The 19,381-nt window shown below is 68.9% G+C and carries 18 protein-coding genes; 7 read left to right on the forward strand and 11 right to left on the reverse strand.

Going from position 1 to position 19,381, the window contains the following annotated elements:
- Window positions 1–32 precede the first annotated feature (32 nt).
- The 5 genes from ACFWIW_RS08400 to ACFWIW_RS08420 are packed head-to-tail and all read right to left on the reverse strand — an operon-like array spanning window position 33 to window position 4,378.
- Entirely contained in the window at window positions 33–953 is a 921-nt protein-coding gene (locus ACFWIW_RS08400) for a biotin-dependent carboxyltransferase family protein (protein WP_378367816.1), read from the reverse strand.
- Entirely contained in the window at window positions 950–1,555 is a 606-nt protein-coding gene (locus ACFWIW_RS08405) for an allophanate hydrolase subunit 1 (RefSeq protein WP_378368045.1), read from the reverse strand. The genes ACFWIW_RS08400 and ACFWIW_RS08405 overlap by 4 nt, the downstream gene beginning before the upstream one ends.
- Window positions 1,555–2,313 carry a LamB/YcsF family protein gene (locus ACFWIW_RS08410; RefSeq protein ID WP_378367817.1) on the reverse strand — a complete coding sequence of 253 codons (759 nt, stop codon included), beginning with the start codon at window positions 2,311–2,313 and terminating at the stop codon, window positions 1,555–1,557. The genes ACFWIW_RS08405 and ACFWIW_RS08410 overlap by 1 nt, the downstream gene beginning before the upstream one ends.
- A complete protein-coding gene (locus ACFWIW_RS08415; protein ID WP_378367818.1) occupies window positions 2,313–3,107 on the reverse strand; it encodes a putative hydro-lyase in 795 nt (264 codons plus the stop codon). Before ACFWIW_RS08415 ends, ACFWIW_RS08410 begins: the two co-directional genes overlap by 1 nt.
- A gap of 26 nt (window positions 3,108–3,133) precedes the next feature.
- The gene (locus tag ACFWIW_RS08420; RefSeq protein ID WP_257484129.1) at window positions 3,134–4,378 is read right to left on the reverse strand and encodes an MFS transporter; all 1,245 of its coding nucleotides are present in this window, start codon (window positions 4,376–4,378) and stop codon (window positions 3,134–3,136) included.
- Between the two features lie 182 nt (window positions 4,379–4,560).
- Here ACFWIW_RS08420 and ACFWIW_RS08425 point away from each other — a divergent pair, with 182 nt between their 5' ends.
- On the forward strand, window positions 4,561–5,223 hold the full coding sequence (locus ACFWIW_RS08425) for a GntR family transcriptional regulator (RefSeq protein WP_240601323.1): 663 nt from the start codon (window positions 4,561–4,563) through the stop codon (window positions 5,221–5,223).
- Between the two features lie 587 nt (window positions 5,224–5,810).
- On the opposite strand, the gene ACFWIW_RS08430 is transcribed toward ACFWIW_RS08425, so the two are convergent.
- From ACFWIW_RS08430 to ACFWIW_RS08440, 3 genes are all read right to left on the reverse strand, one after another.
- Window positions 5,811–7,649, reverse strand: coding sequence for an RICIN domain-containing protein (locus tag ACFWIW_RS08430; RefSeq protein WP_378367819.1), 1,839 nt, complete (start codon window positions 7,647–7,649; stop codon window positions 5,811–5,813).
- A complete protein-coding gene (locus ACFWIW_RS08435) occupies window positions 7,646–8,872 on the reverse strand; it encodes an RICIN domain-containing protein (RefSeq protein ID WP_378367820.1) in 1,227 nt (408 codons plus the stop codon). The genes ACFWIW_RS08430 and ACFWIW_RS08435 overlap by 4 nt, the downstream gene beginning before the upstream one ends.
- A 109-nt stretch (window positions 8,873–8,981) precedes the next feature.
- Window positions 8,982–10,226: an ROK family protein gene (locus ACFWIW_RS08440; RefSeq protein WP_378367821.1), complete on the reverse strand. Its 1,245-nt coding sequence runs from the start codon at window positions 10,224–10,226 to the stop codon at window positions 8,982–8,984.
- Between the two features lie 85 nt (window positions 10,227–10,311).
- Here ACFWIW_RS08440 and ACFWIW_RS08445 point away from each other — a divergent pair, with 85 nt between their 5' ends.
- Window positions 10,312–11,700 (forward strand): GH1 family beta-glucosidase, encoded by a 1,389-nt coding sequence (locus ACFWIW_RS08445; protein ID WP_378367822.1) that lies wholly within the window; start codon window positions 10,312–10,314, stop codon window positions 11,698–11,700.
- Window positions 11,701–11,891: 191 nt separating this feature from the next.
- Entirely contained in the window at window positions 11,892–12,527 is a 636-nt protein-coding gene (locus ACFWIW_RS08450) for a DUF2306 domain-containing protein (protein ID WP_378367823.1), read from the forward strand.
- Here the strand turns inward: ACFWIW_RS08450 and ACFWIW_RS08455 are convergent.
- Window positions 12,499–13,641: an acyl-CoA dehydrogenase family protein gene (locus tag ACFWIW_RS08455; protein ID WP_378367824.1), complete on the reverse strand. Its 1,143-nt coding sequence runs from the start codon at window positions 13,639–13,641 to the stop codon at window positions 12,499–12,501. The genes ACFWIW_RS08450 and ACFWIW_RS08455 overlap by 29 nt on opposite strands.
- Window positions 13,638–15,989: a bifunctional salicylyl-CoA 5-hydroxylase/oxidoreductase gene (locus ACFWIW_RS08460; RefSeq protein WP_378367825.1), complete on the reverse strand. Its 2,352-nt coding sequence runs from the start codon at window positions 15,987–15,989 to the stop codon at window positions 13,638–13,640. Before ACFWIW_RS08460 ends, ACFWIW_RS08455 begins: the two co-directional genes overlap by 4 nt.
- 48 nt (window positions 15,990–16,037) lie before the next feature.
- On the opposite strand from ACFWIW_RS08460, the gene ACFWIW_RS08465 reads away from it, so the two are divergent.
- Complete coding sequence (locus tag ACFWIW_RS08465; RefSeq protein WP_378367826.1) at window positions 16,038–16,436, forward strand: RidA family protein; 399 nt, start codon at window positions 16,038–16,040, stop codon at window positions 16,434–16,436.
- Here ACFWIW_RS08465 and ACFWIW_RS08470 read toward each other — a convergent pair.
- Window positions 16,433–17,281: a PaaX family transcriptional regulator C-terminal domain-containing protein gene (locus ACFWIW_RS08470; protein ID WP_378367827.1), complete on the reverse strand. Its 849-nt coding sequence runs from the start codon at window positions 17,279–17,281 to the stop codon at window positions 16,433–16,435. The two genes, ACFWIW_RS08465 and ACFWIW_RS08470, sit on opposite strands and share 4 nt — an antisense overlap.
- Window positions 17,282–17,354: 73 nt before the next feature.
- Here ACFWIW_RS08470 and ACFWIW_RS08475 point away from each other — a divergent pair, with 73 nt between their 5' ends.
- Genes ACFWIW_RS08475 through ACFWIW_RS08485 form a run of 3 tightly spaced genes read left to right on the forward strand, consistent with a single transcriptional unit; the run spans window position 17,355 to window position 18,858 of the window.
- On the forward strand, window positions 17,355–18,014 hold the full coding sequence (locus ACFWIW_RS08475) for an oxidoreductase (protein WP_378367828.1): 660 nt from the start codon (window positions 17,355–17,357) through the stop codon (window positions 18,012–18,014).
- A 37-nt stretch (window positions 18,015–18,051) separates the two neighbouring features.
- The gene (locus ACFWIW_RS08480; protein WP_378367829.1) at window positions 18,052–18,402 is read left to right on the forward strand and encodes a PLDc N-terminal domain-containing protein; all 351 of its coding nucleotides are present in this window, start codon (window positions 18,052–18,054) and stop codon (window positions 18,400–18,402) included.
- A gap of 39 nt (window positions 18,403–18,441) precedes the next feature.
- A complete protein-coding gene (locus tag ACFWIW_RS08485; protein ID WP_378367830.1) occupies window positions 18,442–18,858 on the forward strand; it encodes a nitroreductase family deazaflavin-dependent oxidoreductase in 417 nt (138 codons plus the stop codon).
- Window positions 18,859–19,381: the final 523 nt, after the last annotated feature.

Raw genomic sequence — 19,381 nt, forward strand, 5'->3', positions numbered from 1 at the left:
CGTGCCCGCGCGGGTGGGTTGGGGGGGCGTTATCAAAAACCCCGTGGGTTTTCGGGGCTGGTTGGGGGGGCTGGAGTTAACCACCCCCCCCCGCCACTCACGAGGCGGAAGAGCACCCGCTGCCCCGGCCGCACCTGCGCGGCCAGATCCAGATCCGCTTCCTCCACCACCGCGATCACCGGATAGCCGCCGGTCACCGGATGGTCGGCCAGGAACAGGATCGGCTGTCCCGAAGGAGGTACCTGCAACGCTCCCGGCACAGCGGCCTCGGGCGGCAATTCGCCGCCGCGTGCCCGCGACAAGACGGGACCGTCCAGCCGCACGCCCACCCGATCGACGTCGGCGGTGGCGACATAACCCGTAGAGACCAAAGTGGACAGTGCTTCGGGAACGAACCACGAAACCCGCGGCCCCGGAGTCACTCGCAGAACCGGTACGTCCGGCAAGGGCGCGCGCGGAGCGAGATCCACTCCAGGGTGGGGCAGCACCTGCTGTCCCACCGGCAAGGTCATCCCGGCCGAAAGCGCGGGCGGCCCGAGCTTGCCCAGGGTGTCGGTCGCCCGCGCGCCCAGCACCGCGGGGACGTCGATTCCGCCGCGCACGGCGACATAGCAACGCAAACCGTGAGAAGCCATCCCGAGGACGAGTTCGTCACCGGGGCCGACCGGGATCGGGGAGCCGGGGCCGAAAGCCCGCCCGCCGACGGTGATCGAGCACGGCGCGCCGGTGACGGCGACGGTCGCCGGAGCCGGGAACCGGAGGGCGAGGCCGCCCAGAACGCATTCCAGGGCGGCGTGGCCTTCGGGGTTCCCGACCAGCCGGTTCGCGAGCCGCAGCGAACCGCGGTCGGCGGCGCCGGACCGGCCGACGCCGATCGCGGCCAGCCCTGGCCGGCCGAGGTCCTGCACGGTGGTGAGAACGCCGGGGCGGAGCACTTCGATCTTCGCGGTCATGAAGTGAACCGGATCCGGGTGCCGGGAGCCAGCAGGTTCGGCGGCTCGCGCTCGACGTCCCACACCGGCAGCGTGGTGCGCCCGATCAGTTGCCAGCCGCCGGGTGAGGCGTTCGGGTACACCGCCGTGTACTCGCCCGCGATCGCGACCGAACCGGCGGGCACCCGGGTGCGCGGGCTCGTCCGGCGCGGCAGGTGCAGCGCGGGGTCGAGCCCGGTCAGATAGGCGAAACCCGGGGCGAAACCGCAGAACGCCGAGACGTAGGTCCCGTCCTCGTGCCGCCGGACGACCGCCTCCGCGGACATGCCGGCGGCGGCCGCGACGTCGGCGAGGTCCGGGCCGTCGTAGTGCACCGGCACGACGATCTCGGCGGCCTCTCGCGGCTTTATGTCCACTGTGGACCGATGGAGGACGTCTTCGGCGAGCCGGTCGTGGTGGGTGCGGCCGGGGTCGAACCGGATGAGCAGGGTCCGCGCGGCCGGGACCAGTTCGAGGACGCCGTCCGGCGGGTCCTGCTCCAGTGACGCGTGCAGCCCGAGCACCTCCGACGGATCGTCGAAGTCGACCATGGCCGCACGCGCCCCATAGGGCAGCACTCGCATCATGCGGCCTCGATGAAGGGGCCGATGTGGACACCGGAGGCGTCGAGCCCCGCCCGGATCCGGCGCGCCAGCTCGACGGCGCCGGGCGTGTCGCCGTGCACGCACAGCGAATGCGGTTGAAGCGCAAGCTCGGTCCCGTCGGCGGCGACGACCTTGCCGGTGGTCGCCATCGTGACCGCCCGGGAGGCCACCTCGTCGGCGTCGTGGAGCACGGCACCAGGCAGTTTCCGGGAGACGAGAAGGCCTTCGGGGGTGTACGCGCGGTCCGCGAACGCCTCGGCGTACGCGGGGAACCCGGCCTTTTCCGCCTGCTTGGCCATTTCCGACCCCGGCGGGCACAACAGCGCGAGCCCGGGGTGGAACCGCCGGATCGCCTCGACCACGGCGGCCGCCTGTTCCGGATCGACCGCCGCCGTGTTGTACAGCGCTCCGTGCGGTTTGACGTACCGCACGCTGGTACCCGCCGCGCGGGCGAACGCGTCGAGCGCGCCGATCTGGTAGAGCACGTCGTCGGCCAGGTCGGCGGGGGCGACGTCCATCGCCCGCCGCCCGAAACCGGCCAGATCTCGATAGGCGACGTGGGCGCCGATGACGACGTCCCGCTCCGCCGCGCGCTCGCAGACGCGCCGCATCACCGACGGGTCGCCGGCGTGGAAACCGCAGGCGACGTTCGCGCTGGTGACGATGTCGAGCATGGCGTCGTCGTCGCCCATCTTCCAGGCGCCGAAACCCTCGCCGAGGTCACTATTGAGGTCCATCAGGCCACCCTGAACTCACTGTCGAGTTTGTCGGTCACGAACATGTAGCCCGGCGCGTGCGTGATCGCGAACGGCGGCCGCGAGGCCATCAGCGCCGCCTGCGGGGTCACGCCGCACGCCCAGAACACCGGCACGTCACCGGGGGCCGCGTCGACCGGGTCGCCGAAATCGGGTTTGCCGAGATCGGTGATGCCCAGTGCGGCCGGGTCGCCGATGTGCACCGGCGCACCGTGCACGGCGGGCATCCCGCGGGTGATGCGCACGGCGTCGTCAACACGGTCTTCGGGGATCTGCCGCATCGAGACCACCATTGGCCCGCGCAGCCGCCCGGCCGGGACGCACTCGCGGTTCGTCACGTACATCGCCACGTTGCGGCCCTGGTCGACGTGCCGCAACGGGATGCCCACCGCGGCCAGCGCCGATTCGAAGGTGAAACTGCAGCCGATCGAGAACGCGACCATGTCGCTGCGCCACAGCCCGCTCGCGTCCGCGATCTCGCCGGACAGCGCGCCGTTCTGCCAGACGCGGTAGCGCGGCAGGTCGGTGCGCAGATCCGCGCCGGGCGCCAGCCTGGTCGACGGGTCGCCTGGGTCGCTGACGTCGAGCACCGGACAGGGCTGCGGGTTCCGCTGGCAGAACAGCAGGACGTCGTAGGCCCAGTCCTCGGGGACGGCGATCAGGTTGGTCTGGGTGAACCCGTTCGCCCAGCCGGTGGTCGGGCGGGCCGTACCCGCGCGGAACAGGGCGCGGGCCTCGCCGGGGGACAACGTCGCCGGGTCGTCGAAGGTGGTCATCGCGGTGCCTCCTCTTCCGATTGTCGTCACAGCAGTTCGCGGCCGCGAGTCTCGGGCAGGCCGAGCAGCGCCAGCACGGCGATCCCGTAGCCGACCGCGCCGAACACCATCGCGCCGCCCGCGCCGAGGAAACCGACCACGGCGGGGAACGTCGCGCCGATGGCCCGGCCGAGGTTGTAGGTGAAGCCCTGCCCGGTCCCGCGCAGCGCCGACGGGTACAGCTCGGCGAGGAAGGCGCCGAACCCGCTGAAGATCGCGGACATCGAGAACCCGAGCGGGAAACCGAGGAACAGCACGAGCGTGTTCGCGCCCGCCGGGATCTGCGTGTAGGCGACGATGAGGCCCGCCGACAGCACCGAGAACAGCAGGAACGTCTTCTTGCGGCCCAGCAGATCCGTGAGATAGCCGCCGGTGACGTATCCGATGAAGGCGCCGGAGATGAGGAAAGCGAGATAGCCGCCGGTGCCGATGACGGTGAGGCCGCGGGTGGTCTTCAGGTAGCTCGGCAGCCAGGTCGCGAGCGTGTAGTAACCGCCCTGGACACCGGTGGCGAGCAGCGCGGCGAAGAACGTCGTGCGCAGCAGATCCGGTTTGAAGATGCCCGCCAGCGAACCGCGTTCCTTCTTCGTGGCGCGGGCCGCTTCGGCGACCGGCGCGTCCTGGACGTTGCGGCGGACCCACAGCACCAGCAGCGCCGGGATGACACCGGTCCAGAACATGACGCGCCACGCGACGTCCGGGCTCCAGATGCTGAAGACCACCGTGTAGACGACGACGGACAGCGCCCAGCCGACCGCCCACGCGCTCTGCACGAAGGCGACCGTGCGGCCGCGGTATTTCGCCTGCGAGTACTCCGCGACCAGCGCGGCGCCGGCGGCCCATTCGCCGCCGAAGCCCAGGCCCTGCAGGGCGCGGAAGACCAGCAGCGTCTCGAAGTTCGGCGCGAACCCGCAGAGCACGGTGAAGATCGTGTACATCGCGATGGTGAGCTGAAGGGTGCGGACCCGGCCGATGCGGTCGGCCAGGATGCCAGCGCCGATCCCGCCGATCGCCGAAACCACCAGCGTGGTGGTGCCGAGCAGACCCGCCTCGCCGCCGGAGAGGCCGTAGTAGGCGGTGATCGCGGCCAGGCCCAGCGGGAGGGTCTGGTAGTCGAACGAATCGAGCCCGTATCCGCCGAACGCGCCGACGAAGGCCCGGCGGCCTCGCGAACCGAGCGTGCGGAACCAGGCGAAGGGGCGTGTGTCTTCGGTAGTGGCTGTCGCGTTCATCGGCACCTCCAGAGGGTGACTCTCAGGGTGGCACGGGTCACATGGATAGCCACTGTAGGGATTGTTCAACAATTCCACAAGGGGATCCTTGGCTCGACCTCTTGTAGCCGGTTAGGATCGGTCACGTGACGATCGCGGAGGGTGGTCCTGCCTCGGTTCAAGGACTCGAAGCTGACCGCGGCATGGTGAGCCGCACCAGCACGGCCGAAAGGGTCGCGGGTGTCCTCCGCACGCGCATCGCGGAAGGGTTCTTCCTGCCCGGCGTCCGGCTGTCGGAGCACGACATCGGCTCGGCGCTCGGCGTCTCCCGTAACACGCTGCGCGAGGCGTTCCGGCTGCTCACGCACGAACGCCTGCTGACCCACGAGCTCAATCGCGGGGTCTTCGTGCGGGTGCTGCCCGTCGAGGACGTCGTCGACCTCTACAAGGTGCGCAAGGTCGTCGAGTGCTCGGCGGTCCGTGCGGTGACGGAGAAGCCCCCGACGTTCGCGAAGCTCGCGCGTCTGGTCGAGGACGGCAGGCTCGCCGAGCGGAGCGAGCGCTGGCAGGACCTCGGCACCGCGAACATCCGGTTCCATTCGGCGATCGCGGAGCTGAGCGGCAGCGAGCGGATCGACGAGCTGATGCGCGGCATCCTGGCCGAGCTGCGGCTGGTGTTCCACATGATGGCCGACCCGCGGCGCTTCCACGAGCCGTACCTCAAGCGCAACGCGGAGATCCTCGAGCGTATCGAGGCCGGCGACGGCCTGGGCGCCGAAAAGCTCCTCGCGCAGTACCTCACCGACGCCGAAAACCAGCTCGTCGAAGCCTACGCCGAGCGCTCCCAACCGCATTCAGAGGACTAAATGCGGTAGTTCGGAGTCGAACTACCGCATTTAGAGGACGAAACGCGTGGCGTGATCGGACTTCTGTCGCGTAGCGGCCTTGGTCGGCTTCGCGACGAGACGGTTTCAGGCAGGCTATCCACCAGGCCGCGCGAGATGTGTCCAGAAGGCACATCACGATGCCCTCATGTGCCCGATTTGAGTGCTTTGCGCTCGGTTCGTGAGTGGCAATGATCGTTCTTATCGAGGGGTACGCAAAGATGGCGTGATCTTGCGGACTTACTCGACACAAAGTGTCCACAAGGGACAACGGGCACCTATCACGCATCCGGTTAATGTCATGATGTCCGGTTCTCGCGGGGGGTCGTGAGTGGTAAAGAGGGTTAGAACGATCATTACCACTCACGACCCCAGTGCAAAGTGCTCAAATCGGACGCAAATGGCGAGTTTGCATCCTTTGTGGACACTCTGCGCCGGGCAGCACGCAAATCAGCCCGAACCCTGCCGACGACGGCGCCCCTGTCATCACGAAGCCGGCGAAGGCAACCCACGCGACAGGGGTTCGACCACGCCACTCCGCATTTAGAGGACGAAACGCGTGGGGCGCGCTAGGGGGTGACCCACTTCTGGTTCTGAGCGCCGGTGCAGGACCAGATCTGCAGGCGCGTGCCGTTGGCCGAGGAGTTCCCGGTCGCGTCCAGGCATTTGCCCGAGCCGGAGTTCACCAGGTCGCGGGCGGCGTTGGCCGCCCATCGCTGATTCGGCCCGCCCGCGCAGTCCCACAGTTGCAGCGGCGCGCCGTCCGCGGTGGACATCCCGGTGACGTCGAGGCATTTGCCCAGCGCCCGCACCGTGCCGTCGGCCTGGAACGACCACTGCTGCGCGCCGGAGCCGTTGCAGTCGTAGAGCTGCACCGCTGTCCCGTTGGCACTGTTCGCCCCGGCCACGTCGACGCATTTGCCGCCCAGACCGGTGATCGCGCCGGTGCGGACGCCGCCGCCAGACTGCGTCCCCGACCACGTGAACGTCGCCGACGTCGACGCGGGCAGCGGGTACGTGAAGGACTGCCCTCCCCAGTTGACGCGCACGTTCTGGCTCGCGCCGCTGGTGTTGTACGCGATCAGCGCCTTCGACCCGTCCGGGTTCTTCCACGCGACGTTCCGCACCGCGGAGTTGTCGTTCGACGAGATCCGGTACGCGCCCGGTTTCACGAATTTCGTCAGATGCCCCATCGTGTAGTACTCGACGGTGTAGTCGACCTGCCCGTGCCGTGAATCTCCATTGTGGACGGTGATCAGCCCGGTACAGGTACCGCAGCCGCCGTTGTGCGGCCCCATGTTCTGGTCCACCGCGAGGCTCCACTTGACGAAGCTCTTGCTCCAGTTCCGCGTGTAGTCGACGATGTTCGCCATGTCTTCGGCCTGCTGATGGCTCACCCAGGTCCCGCCGGAATGTTCCGTGCTGTACGCGGGCACGTCCGGGTACTGGTTGTGCACGGCGGTTTGCTGGGCGACGTCGCCGCCGTAGCCGTGCCAGGCCATCCCGCCGAAGTTCGGGTCGGTGCGGATCGCCGCGTCGTCCATCGTCGGCGCGCCGAATTCCGCGTACTTGTCCCAGTTCCAGTCCAGCGCGAGTACCTTTGTGGACAGTCCCTTCAAGGCGGGCAACAGGTTCGTCTTCGTGAAGTACTGGAGACCGGCGCCGTTCCAGTTCATCGACGGATAGCTCGCGCAGCAGGTCGGCTCGTTCTGCACCGACACGTAATGGATCGGGACACCCTGCGCCTGATACGCCTGGATGTACTTGACGAAATACTGCGCATAGGCCGGGTAGTACTCGGCCTTCAGCCAGCCCAGCTTGAAGTCGCCGTTGTCCTTCATCCACGGCGGCGCGCTCCACGGCGACGCCATCACCTTGGTCGCCGGGTTGATCTCCCGCGCCTGTTTGGTCAGCGGCAGGATGCTGTCGAGGTCGTGCGCGATCGAGAACTTCGCCAGGCTCGGATCGGTCTGCCCGGCGGGGAGATCGTCGAACGAGTAGCTGAACCGCGCCAGATCCGAGGAGCCCAGCGGGTTGCGGATGAAGTTGACGCCGATCCCCGCGACGGGATCGAACAGCTTCCGCATGGTCTCGTCGCGGGTCGCCTGCGACAGCGCGCCGCTGCCCTTCATCAGCCACGCGGCCGTGTCGGTGAATGACGCGCCCGCGCCCTCGTACTGCTGGTACGTGGTGTTCTCGTCGACGGTGATGGTCTGCTGACCCGTTCCGGTGCCCGCGGCGAAGGTGATCGGTGACTGCTGCTGGAGACCTCGGGTGACGTTCACGCCGCGCGAGTCGTTCGTGGTGGTGAGCCAGATGTTCACGGTCTCACCCGCGGCCTGTGCCGGGGTCGCGACGAGGGTGGCCGCCGCGAGCACCGCGGCGCCGAGCAGCGGCAGCCGTCTCACGGCGTCGTCCACTTCTGGTTCGCGCCGCCCCCGCAGGTCCAGATCTGGAGTCTGGTCCCGTTCGCGGAGCTGTTCCCGGTGGCGTCGAGACATTTGTTCGCCTGCGGGTTCACGATGTCGCGCGCTCCGCTGATCGCCCATTTCTGCGCGCCGGTTCCGTTGCAGTCCCACAGTTGCACGGCCGTGCCGTCCGCGGTCCCGCCGCCGGAGACGTCCATGCATTTGCCGAGCGCGCGGATCGTCCCGTCGCCGCCGATGGTCCAGTTCTGCGCGGCGTTCCCGTTGCAGTCGGTGATCTGGATCGGGGTGCCGTTGGCGGTGTTCGCCCCCGCTACGTCGACGCATTTGCCGCCGATACCGGTGATCCGCCCGGTGCGCCCGGCGGTGTCGCTGGAGTTGACGTGCACGTAGTCGACGACGAGCCGCTGCGGGAAGACGGTGCTGGAGTTCGGGTCACCCGGCCAGTAGCCGCCGACGGCGAGGTTCAGGATCAGGTAGAAGGGGTGGTCGAAGACCCAGCGGTTGCCGTTGAGATCGGCGGGCGTGCGGGTCTGGTAGAGGTTCCCGTCGACGTACCACTTGATCTGGTTCGGCGCCCAGTCGACGGCGTAGGTGTGGAAGTCGTCGGAGAAGTTCGGGCCGTTGTAGGCCGCGCCGATACCGCCCGCGCCGGAGTAACCGGGGCCATGGAGGGTGCCGTGCACCGTGTTCGGCTCGAAGCCGACGTTCTCCATGATGTCGATCTCACCGCTGTTGGGCCAGCCGACGTTGCCGATGTCGGCGCCGAGCATCCAGAACGCGGGCCACATCCCCTGTCCGCGCGGGAGTTTCATCCGCGCCTCGAACCGGCCGTAGGTCTGGGTGAACTGGCCCTGGGTGGACAGCCGCGCCGACGTGTACTCACAGCGCCCGTACCAGCAGTTGTAGTTGCCCGGGTTCTCTTTCTTCGCGGTGATGACCAGATTGCCCTGGCCGTCGAGCGCCGCGTTGTTCGTCCCGGACGTGTACCACTGCCGCTCGTGGTTGTTCACGTTGTCGCCGGTCTCGAAATGCCATTTCGAGGTGTCGATACCCGCGCCGGCGGGCCCGTTGAAGTCGTCGGTGAAGGTCGCGGCCATGACGGCGGCCTCGGCGGCCGGGGGCTGCGCGGTGGCCGGGAGTGAGCCGAGGAGAACGCCGGCGGCGAGGAGCGCCGCCCAGCGAAAACGGGAGGAGATGGACATCGTTGTCGCCTCTCTTCGCAGGCAGAGAACTACTTTGTTGTGCCTGGCAACAAAGTATGCATGGTCTCTACCACTGCGACAAGACGTATTTTTCGACCTCGAATTAAGGTCAGGCGGCGGTACCCCGCTTCGACCCGGCCGTCCGCGGGTCCGCGCCCTGCTCCAGGAGGGCGGCGACCGGGAGGGTGGCGGCTCCTATGGCGACGGCGTCCGGTCCGAGCTGGCCGAGCTCGATCTCGGTCTGGTCGAACACGTGCGCCAGCGCGTGCTCGCCCGCCACACGCCGGATCTCAGGGAGGTAGTGCTCGCCGAGCGCGAGCCCGGCCCAGCCGCCAAGCACGATCCGCTCCGGGTTGAACAGGTTGATCAGGTTGCCGATCCCGGCGCCGAGATAGCCCGCGGTCTCTTCCAGCACCTTGGCCGCGGTCTTGGCCTTGCCCGCCGATTCCAGCAGCGCGGCGAACTGGGTCTGCTCGTCCTCGTCCGTCGCCTTTCCGCCGCGTGCCTTGCGATAGCGGGCGAGGACACCCTCCGCGCCGACGTAGGACTCCAGGCAGCCGCGTGCCCCGCAACGGCATTCCTGCCCGCCGTAGACGATGGTCGTGTGGCCCCATTCGCCCGCGCTGCTGGTGGAGCCCCGGTAGGTGGTGCCGTCGGTGATCACGGCCGCACCGACCCCGGAGCCGATCAGGGCGATCACCGCGTGCCTGGCGCCGCGGCCAGCCCCGAACCACATTTCGCCCTGGCCCTGGGTTTTCGCCCCGTTGTCGACGAACAGCGGCAGCTCGACGCCCTCCGCGCGCAGGAGATCGGTGAGCGGGACCTCTTTCCAGCCGATGGTGGGCGCGTGCACGCGGAGCGCCTCGCCCTGGTGGACGGTGCCGGGGACACCGACGCCGACACCGAGCACGGTCGCCTCGTCGATCCCCGATTCCGCGATCACTTCCCGTAGCCCGGACGCCACCTGGGTGACCGCCGCGGGCGCGTCCGGGCGCCGGGAGGCGAGGGGGTGTTCGACGGTGGCGAGCCGGTTCATGGTGAGGTCGAACAGCTCGACCTTCACCCCGGTCTCGCCGATGTCGACACCCGCGACGTGGCCGTACGCCGGGTCGACGCGGAGCAGGACACGCGGCCTGCCGCCGTCGGACTCGACCAGGCCTGCCTCGATGATGAGGCGTTCTTCGCCGAGTTCGGCGGTCACGTTGCTGACGGTCGCGGCGCTCAAACCGGTCAGACCGCTCAATTCGTGGCGGCTGAGCGGGCCGTCGAAGTAGAGTTTCGACAGGAGGAGGGAACGGTTGTGCCGCCGCAGGTCACGGACGGTGGTGCGCTTGGCAGGCATGCGGGTACCCATCTTATGGCGGCGGACCTTTCCAGGATGCCCCACGACCTTAGCCTCCGCCATGTATCAACTGGTGAAATAAGGCGGGAAGAGGGTCATGACCGGGGACGACGAGCTCATCGGCTCCTTGCCGCCGGACTTCCGGTGGGGCGTCGGCAGCTCGGCGTACCAGATCGAGGGCGCGGTCGCCGAAGACGGAAGAACACCGTCCATTTGGGACACCTGGGCGCGGTCACCGTGGTCGGTCGACAACGGTGACACCGGCGAGATCGCCTGCGACCACTACCACCGGATGCCCGCCGACATCGCGCTGCTCAAGGAACTCGGCGTCGACACCTACCGGTTCTCCGTCTCCTGGCCCCGCGTGCAGCCGCGCGGACGCGGCGGCGTCAACCCCGCCGGGATCGCCTTCTACGACCGGCTGGTCGACGAGCTGCTCAACAACGGCATCGACCCCTGGTTGACGCTGTACCACTGGGATCTGCCCCAGCACCTCGAAGACGCGGGCGGCTGGCCCGCGCGCGACACCGCCGTCCGGTTCGCCGACTACGCGATGCTCGTGTTCGAGCGGCTGGGCGATCGGGTCCGCCACTGGACCACGCTGAGCGAGCCGTGGTGTACGGCCATGCACGGCTACGTCCACGGAGTGATGGCGCCCGGCCGCCGGGACGCGAAGGCGGGGATGGCGGCGGCGCATCACCTGCTGCTCGGGCACGGTCTCGCGGTGCGGCGGATGCGGGAACTCGCGCCGCCCGGGACGAAGTTCGGCATCACGCTCAACCTGAGCACCGCCGACCCGGCCACGCCCAGCGAGGCCGATCGCGAAGCCGCCCGCTTCGAGGACGGGCTCGGGACGCGGTTCTATCTCGACGCGCTCGTGCACGGCCGGTATCCGGAGGACGTCCTCGCGACCCTCGCGCGCCAGGACATCCGCCTGCCGTCCGAGCCCTGGGATCCGTCGATCATCGCGGCACCGCTCGATTTCCTCGGCGTCGACTACTACTTCGGCACGAGGTACTCCGGGGTGGAGGAGAACGGGAACGCGGTGGAGCACTTCGGGTTGCCCGCGTTCCGCAAGGTTCCGTTCGGGGCGCCGTCGACGGCGCTGGGCTGGGAGATTCTGCCGCACAAGCTCACCGAGCTGCTCGTCCGGATCAGCCGGGATTACCCGGGCCTGCCGCTGTACGTCACCGAAAACGGCGCCGCGTTCGCCGACGTCCCCGACGAGACCGGTTTCGTCCGTGACGACGACCGCGCCGCGTACCTGTCCGCGCATATCGCCGCCACGGCCGCCGCGCGGCAAGCGGGCGCCGACGTCCGGGGCTATTTCGCGTGGTCCTTTTTGGACAGTTTCGAATGGGCGTACGGTTACGCGAAACGGCTCGGGCTGGTCCGGGTCGACCGCGAGACGCAGGCGCGGACGATCAAGCAGAGCGGGCTGGCGTACCGGGATCTCGTCCACCGGGTGCGTGGCAGCCGGCGGTAGGGCCTGCTCCACCATCGAACCGGCGGCCCGCTCCATTCTTCCCGATGGTTCCGCGTTCTAGGTTCGGCAGCGGAAAGTTGTTGCCGGTACCGGAAAACGTGGGGGCAGTGATGACCGTCAGGCTGGAACGACGTGACCCGCCGGAGACGTCACCACGGAAATCGTGGTGGCGAAGGCCTTTGGTAGGGCCGATGGCCGTCATCGTCGTAATTTTCCTGGCCTTTTCGATGCCGCCGTATCTGTCGCTGGATCCGGCTCAGTCCCGGGTGCCGCAACCACCGGGGTTCACCTCGCACTACTGGTTCCTCTCGGCGCACGTGCTGTTCGGCTCGATCGCGATGGTCGGCGCGCTGCTGCAGATCTGGCCGTGGTTCCGGGCGAAATACCCGGCGGTGCATCGGAAGATCGGCCGGGTGTACGTCTTCGCCGGGGTGCTCCCGGCCGGTCTGCTGGCGCTGACCGTCGGCGCGCTGAGCCCGTTCGGCCCGGCGACGCGCGTCGCCAACACCGTGGCCGGGGTGCTGTGGCTGGGGTGCACGTTCGCCGGCTGGCGCGCGGCGCGGCAACGCCGGTTCGCCGACCACCGGCGCTGGATGATCCGCAGTTTCGCGCTGACCATGTCGATCATCCTCAGCCGTTTGATCGGCCCGGTCGCGGTGATCGTGCTGCGACCGGGGCTGGAGACCACGTTCGGCGGCAGCGAACTCGCGTTGACCCAATCGGTCGCCGCGATCACGGCCTGGCTGAGCACGACGCTGGTCCTGCTCGCCACGCAGTGGTACCTCGACCGGCGCCCGGCTAGGAAGAAGCCAGCGAGCGCGCGATGATCGTGCGCTGCACTTCGGACGCGCCTTCGTAGATCCGCGGCGCCCGGACTTCGCGGTAGAGGTGTTCGAGCAGATGCCCTCGCCGCAGCGCCCTGGCGCCGTGGATCTGCACGGCCGAGTCGACGACGTACTGCGCGGTCTCGGTGGCGAACAGTTTCGCCATCGCGGCCCGGCCGGCGAGGTTCCGCTCGCCCGCGTCGTACGCGGCGGCCGCGGCGTAGACGAGCAGGCGCGACGCTTCGGTGCGGGTCGCCATTTCGGCGAGGGTGTGCGCCACGGTCTGCTGTTTCAGCAGCGGACCGCCGAACGCGACCCTGGTCTGCGCGTGGGCGACGGCGGCGTCGAGGGCGGCCTGTGCCATCCCGACGGCGAACGCGCCGACGCTCGGCCGGAACAGGTCCAGCGTCCGCATCGCCACGCCGAAGCCGCGGTCCTGTTCGCCGAGCAGTTCGTCCCGTTCGACGCGGACACCGTCGAAGACCAGGGTGCCGATGGGATGCGGGCTGACGAGGTCGAGGTGCTCACCGGACAGCCCGGCGCGATCGGCGGGGACGACGAACGCGGAGACGCCGCGCGATCCCGCTTCCGGGGTGGTGCGGGCGAAAACGCTGTAGAAATCGGCCTCGGGGGCGTTGGAGATCCACATCTTCTCGCCGGTGAGCCGCCAGCCGTCGCCGTCGGGTTCGGCGGCGAGCTCCAGCGCCGCCGCGTCCGAACCCGCGTTCGGCTCGGTGAGCGCGAAAGCGGCGACGGCGTCGCCCGCCGCCACGGCGGGAACCCATTTCGAGACCTGCGAGTCCTGCCCGGACTGCAGCACCGGATACGTGCCCAAACCCTGTAGCGCCAACGCCGTCTCGGCCTCGGTGCTCTGGCTGGCCAGGGATTCCCGCAGGATGCAGAGATCCGTCGCGGCGGCCTCCCGGCTCGGGCTGCCGCCGTCGACCCCGGGGAACAGCCGGGCGAGCAGCCCGAGCGAGCCCATTTCCTTGAGCAGCGGCCGGTTGACCGCGCCTTCGGTGCCGGATTCGGCCAGCGGGCGGAGCTTTTCGGCGCCCAGCCGCCGGACTTCTTCGGCGAAGGCCTGCTGTTCGGGGTTCAGCGCGAAGGCGGTCATCGGTCGCTCCCAGGTCGCCAGCGGGCGTGCGCGGTGCCGGGTTCCCCCGAGCGAAGGAGTTCCAGCCGGGGTTTCGGCCCGTCGGTGCGGCCGCCCTGCGGTTTCCGGCTGCCCGCCGCGAACTGTTTCGGCCACGGCATCGGATAGCCCTGCTCGGCGGCGGCGTGCAATGTCCACTGTGGATCGTAAAGGTGGGTTCTGCCGAGCGCGCACAGATCCGCGCGGCCCGCGAGGATCAGCGAGTTCACGTCGTCGTAGGAGGAGATCGCGCCGACGGCGATCACCGCGATCCCGTACTGGCGGCCGATCTCGTTGCGGATCCGGTCGGCGTACGGCGTCTGGTAGCTGCGGCCGTACTCGGGTTTCTCCTCGCTGACGACCTGGCCGGTCGACACGTCGACACCGTCCACGCCGTGCTCGGCGAACGCGCGGGCGATCTCGACGGCGTCGTCGACGTCGATCCCGCCGTCGTACCAGTCGGTCGCGGAGATGCGGACGGTCATCGGCCGCTCGGCCGGCCATGCCGCGCGGACGGCGTCGAAGACTTCGAGCGGGAAACGCAGCCTGTTCTCCAGTGGGCCGCCGTATTCGTCGGTGCGCCGGTTGGTCAACGGGGAAAGGAACGACGACAGCAGGTAGCCGTGCGCGCAGTGGAGTTCGAGGAGGTCGAATCCGGCGCGCGCGGCGGCGGCCGCGGACCGCGCGAACTGGTCGCGGATCTCGTCCAGCTCGGCCTTCGTGAGTTCGCGCGGGGTCTGGTTCGCTTCGCTGTACGGGATCGCGGACGGGGCGCAGATCTCCCAGTTGCCTTCGGGGAGCGGCTGGTCGATACCGTCCCACATCAGTTTCGTGGAGCCTTTGCGCCCGGAATGGCCGAGCTGGACACCGATGCGCGCGGGGGTGTGGCCGTGGACGAAGTCGGTGACCCGCCTCCACGCCTGTTCTTGTTCCTCGGTGTACAGGCCGCCGCAGCCCGGGGTGATGCGGCCGGTTTCGGAGACGCAGACCATTTCCGTCATCACCAGCCCGGCGCCACCGAGTGCCTTGCTTCCCAGGTGTACCAGGTGGAAGTCGGTCGGGACGCCGTTTTCGGAGGAGTACATGTCCATCGGCGAGACGACGACGCGGTTCGGCAGGTCCAGGTTCCCGATGCGGAACGGCTGGAACATCGGCGGCCGTATGTCGGTGTCCAAAGTAGACGCGAACCAGGTGTCCAGTTCCGCGGCGAACTCGGGATCGCGCAACCGGAGATTGTCGTAGGTGACGCGGCGGCTGCGGGTGAGGATGTTGAACGCGAACTGCGCCGGATCCTGGTGGGTGTACTGGCCCATGTTCTCGAACCACTCCAGGCTCGCCTGCGCGGCGCGCTGGGTCGAGGTGACGACCGGCCTTCGTTCCGCTTCGTAAGCCTGTAAAGCACTGTCCATATCGGACTGTTCGTGCAGGCAGGCGGCGAGCGCGAGCGCGTCCTCCATGGCGAGTTTCGTGCCGGAACCGATGGAGAAATGCGCCGTGTGCGCGGCGTCGCCGAGGAGGACGACGTTCTCGTGCCGCCAGCTCGCGCAGCGGACGGTGGCGAACGCGGTCCACTTCGAGTTGTTGGCGAACACCTGGTGCTCGCCGAGGACGTCCGCGCAAAGCTCGCGGATGACCTCGATCGACTTCTCGTCGCTCTCGCCGGGGGCCAGCGAGGTGGCGGCGATCTCGCCGAACGCGCGCTGCCAGACGTCCTCGTGCAGTTCGAGGATGAACGTGCTCGCGGTGTCGCTGTACGGATAGCCGTGGATCTGCATGATCCCGTGCGGGGTTTCCAGCACGTAGAACTTGAAAGCGTCGAAGACGAGGTCCGTGCCGAGCCAGATGTACTTGCAGCGCCTGGTCTGAAGGCTCGGCCGGAAGCTCTCGGCGAGGGCGTTGCGGGTCGGCGAGTTGACGCCGTCCGCCGCGACGACGAGGTCGTACTCGGCGCTCGCCTCGGCCGCGCTCGGCGCCTCGGCACGGAAACGGACGTCGACCCCGAGCTCCGCGCAGCGTTCCTGGAGGATGCCGAGCAGCCGTTTGCGGCTCATCGCGGCGAACCCGTGCCCGCCGGAGGTGTGCACCGTGCCGCGGAAATGGACGTCGATGTCGTCCCAGCGCGCGAACTCCCGGCGCATGGCCGCGTGGATCACCGGATCGGCGTGCTCGATGCCGCCGAGGGTCTCGTCGGAGAACACCACCCCGAACCCGAAGGTGTCGTCGGGCGCGTTGCGCTCCCAGACGGTGATCTCGTGATCGGGATGGAGCTGTTTCGCCAGCGTGGCGAAGTAGAGCCCCGCCGGGCCGCCGCCTAACACCGCGATACGCACGCCGCTCAGGGTATGTCGTGGTATGTACGACCGTCAACGATACGGGATATGCTGACCCGTATGGAGCGCATCAACCCGCCCGGGCTCGGCCGCCCTTCCGGCTTCTCGCACGCCGTCGCCGCGACCGGGAGATTCGTCTTCCTCGCCGGTCAGACGGCGTTGGACGAGGAGAACCGCATCGTCGGCGACGGCGTGGTCGAGCAGTTCGAACGCGCGCTGTCCAACCTGCTCACCGCGTTGCGCGCGGCGGGCGGGGAGCCGTCGGACCTGTGCAGCGTGACGATCTACATCGTCGACATGGACGACTACCGGGCCCACGCACGCGAGATCGGCGCGGTGTGGAAGCGGCTGGCCGGGAGCGAATACCCCGCGATGGCGGGGATCGGCGTCAGCCGGCTCTGGGACGCGGAGGCACTGGTGGAGGTGCAGGGCTTCGCGGTCGTCTAAAGCAGTGTCCGCGAGACGTGCGCGGCCGCGGCCTCGCCCAGCCGCGAGTGCAGCGTGAAGAACAGATCGGCGGCCCGGATCCCGGCCCAGCCCGGCGGCAGCAACTCGGCGGGCAGGCCCGGGTCGAGGTAGGGCAGGCGCCGCCAGTCGGTCAGCACCCGGACGTAGTCGGCGAACGCTTCCGCCTCGTCCGTGGTCTTGCGCCGCTGCCACCGCCGGAGCGCGCCCGCGTGCTCGTCGACGAAGGCGGTGTACAGCGCTTCGAGCTGGTCGAGGTCCCACCAGTCGCGGATCTTCTCCCGCACGTCGCCGAACGCGAGGTGCTCGGCGTGGAAGAGATCGGCGTACCTCTCGAGTTCGAGCCGCCGGAGCATGTCGGACGTCGCGTCACGCAGATGCGCGGGCGCGATCCAGACGCCGGACGACGCGGTCCCGAAGCCGAGCCGGGCCAGTTGTGTGCGAAGAACGTGCCTTTTGTGCCGTTCGGCCTCCGGGACGGAGAACACCGCGAGCAGCCAGCCGTCGCCGGGGGTGGCGCGTTCGCGGCGGAAGATCCGCTCGTCGCCTTCGCGCAGGATCGCCAGCGCGGTCTCGGAAAGCTCGTACCCGGCGGCCCCGTCGCGGCGCACCGCGGACAGGATCCCACGCCGCTTCAGCCGGGAGATCGACGACCGGACGGCCGGTTCCTCGACGTCCACACCGGCCAGCAGGTCGATCAGCGAGCGGACGGAGAGCCAGCCGCCCTCGCCGCGCGAGTAGAGGCCGTACACGGTCACGATCAGCTGGCGCGGTTGCGCCGTTCGCCCCGCGCCGTCGACTTCGGTTGCCTCCGACACGGCCGTCACCCGGTCACCATAACAACGACGATGAGCTCAGGTTTCGGCCGTGACCGAAGCGTTCCGCACTTAGCGTCACGGTATGGAGAATCCCCTGATCGAAGCCCCCGTTCCGCCGGTGCCCCAGGACGTCGAACCGGGCGGCGTCCGGTGGTTGCGGGCGAACGTCGCCCGGTTCAGCCGCCCGGAGGACCACGCGCGGCGGCGGGCGCTCGTGCTCACCGAGCTGGCGCGGATGGGGCCCGTGCGGGACAAGGCCTTCGTGTCCGCCAAGGTGATGCGGGACGAGGTGGAGCGGGTTCCGGTCGCCGTACTCGCCGCGGAACTCGGCCTGCCCGACGTTTCCCGCGACATCGCGACGGTGTCCGGCGCCTACCACCCGCATACGGAAATCGGGGACGACGCCGAAGTAGCCATGCGGCGGCTGGTCGAGGTCTGTGGCGGTGACGTGGACGAGCGGACGGCCGCGCGGATCGGGCTCCTGGTGCAGGCCTGCGACGCGACGGCCAAGCTGCTCGGCAAGGCGCTCGCCGCCCATCGGCCCGATGAGGACGTCGAAAGCCTGCTCGACCGGGTGCTGCGTGAGGATCCGCCGGTCCGGATCACCCGGCGGTGGGTCGGCGGCGAGGTGGTCGAGGTGGACCTGTCGGAGCATCCGTTCGGAGCAGGACCGAAACAATGCCCCGGGGAAACGCTGGCGCGGCAAGTGGCCGCGGGAATTCTCGACGCCCTCCTGTGCTAAGACTTACCCCGGTCATCTGGAACTGGGGAGTCTTTCGATGCTGTATTTCAATGGTTTCTTCGGCGTTCTCACGCTCGGTCTGTGGATCTTCTGCATCGTCGACGTGATCACCACGGACGAGGGATCGTGCCGCAACATGTCCAAGGGGATGTGGCTGCTGCTGGTGCTGATCGTCCCGCTGATCGGCTCGATCGTCTGGCTGGTCGCCGGTCGTCCGCAGCAGGCCGCCCGTGCGCCGCGCGGACGGTACGAAAGGGAGACGCCGGCGTTCCCGGAGTACGACCGTCCGGGCCGGTTCGCCGCGACGAGCGCGGCGGACGACGAAGAGTTCCTCCGCAAGTGCCGGGAGCGCGCCGAGGAGCAGCGCCGCAAGGCCCGTGAAGGCTGAGTAGCCTCGGCGGAGAGATCGACACTGGAGGAAGAAGAAATGTCCGAAGCGCTCGACTGGAACAAGAACATCATCAAGGAGTTCCGCGAGAACGAGGGGAAGGTGGGCGGCCCGTTCGAGGGCGGCTCGCTGCTGCTGCTCACCACGATCGGGGCGAAGAGCGGCGAGCCGCGCACGTCGCCGCTCGCGTACGCGGTGGAGGACGGCAAGTACATCGTCGCCGCTTCGTACGCCGGGTCGGACAAGAACCCGGCCTGGTACCACAACATCGTCGCGAACCCGAAGGTCACCATCGAGGTCGGCACGGAGAAGTTCGAGGCGACCGCGACCGTCGTCCTCGAAGACCGCGCCGAGCGCGACCGTCTGTACGCGAAGATGGTCAGCATGATGCCGGGCTTCGCCGAGTACGAGCAGAAGACCGACCGGGTGATCCCGATCGTCACCATCTCGCGCTGATTCAGCGCGCGCCGCTGGGGGCGGCGACCGATCGTGCGTGGGCTGAAGGCTCCCTTCACCGCGTCTGATGCGGCAAAAGGAGCCTTCACCCCGGCCGGATACGGGTCGTGAGTGGCTCTTCGGGTCAGAGCCAACCCTGTCCCCTGTACCTACCGGTCCGAAGTCCGTGAAGGCCTCCTTGAGGAACCCAGGGTCCCTCAAGGAGGCCTTCACGGACTAGGCACACAGGCGCGCGGTGTGAGCCAAGGCGTGACTCACGTGATCAGGGGCGTAACTCGCGTGACTGGAGGCCGCACTCGCGTGTTCCGCCGCTGATCACGTGAGTTCCGCCTTCAATCACGTGAGTTCCGCCTTCAATCACGTGAGTTCCGGCTTCGATCACGTGAGTGCGTGCCGCGTCCTCGTGAGTGGGGGGGGGGGGGGTTTAGAGGGGCGCGCCGCCACCACCCCCCAAAAGCCGCGGCGGCCCCCCACGCCCCCCCCCAGAACGCCCCCCGGGTGCGGGTGGGCCGCGGAGGGGGGC

Origin of the sequence: Amycolatopsis sp. NPDC058340 (genome assembly GCF_042723975.1) — a bacterium.
Taxonomy (GTDB): Bacteria; Actinomycetota; Actinomycetes; order Mycobacteriales; family Pseudonocardiaceae; genus Amycolatopsis.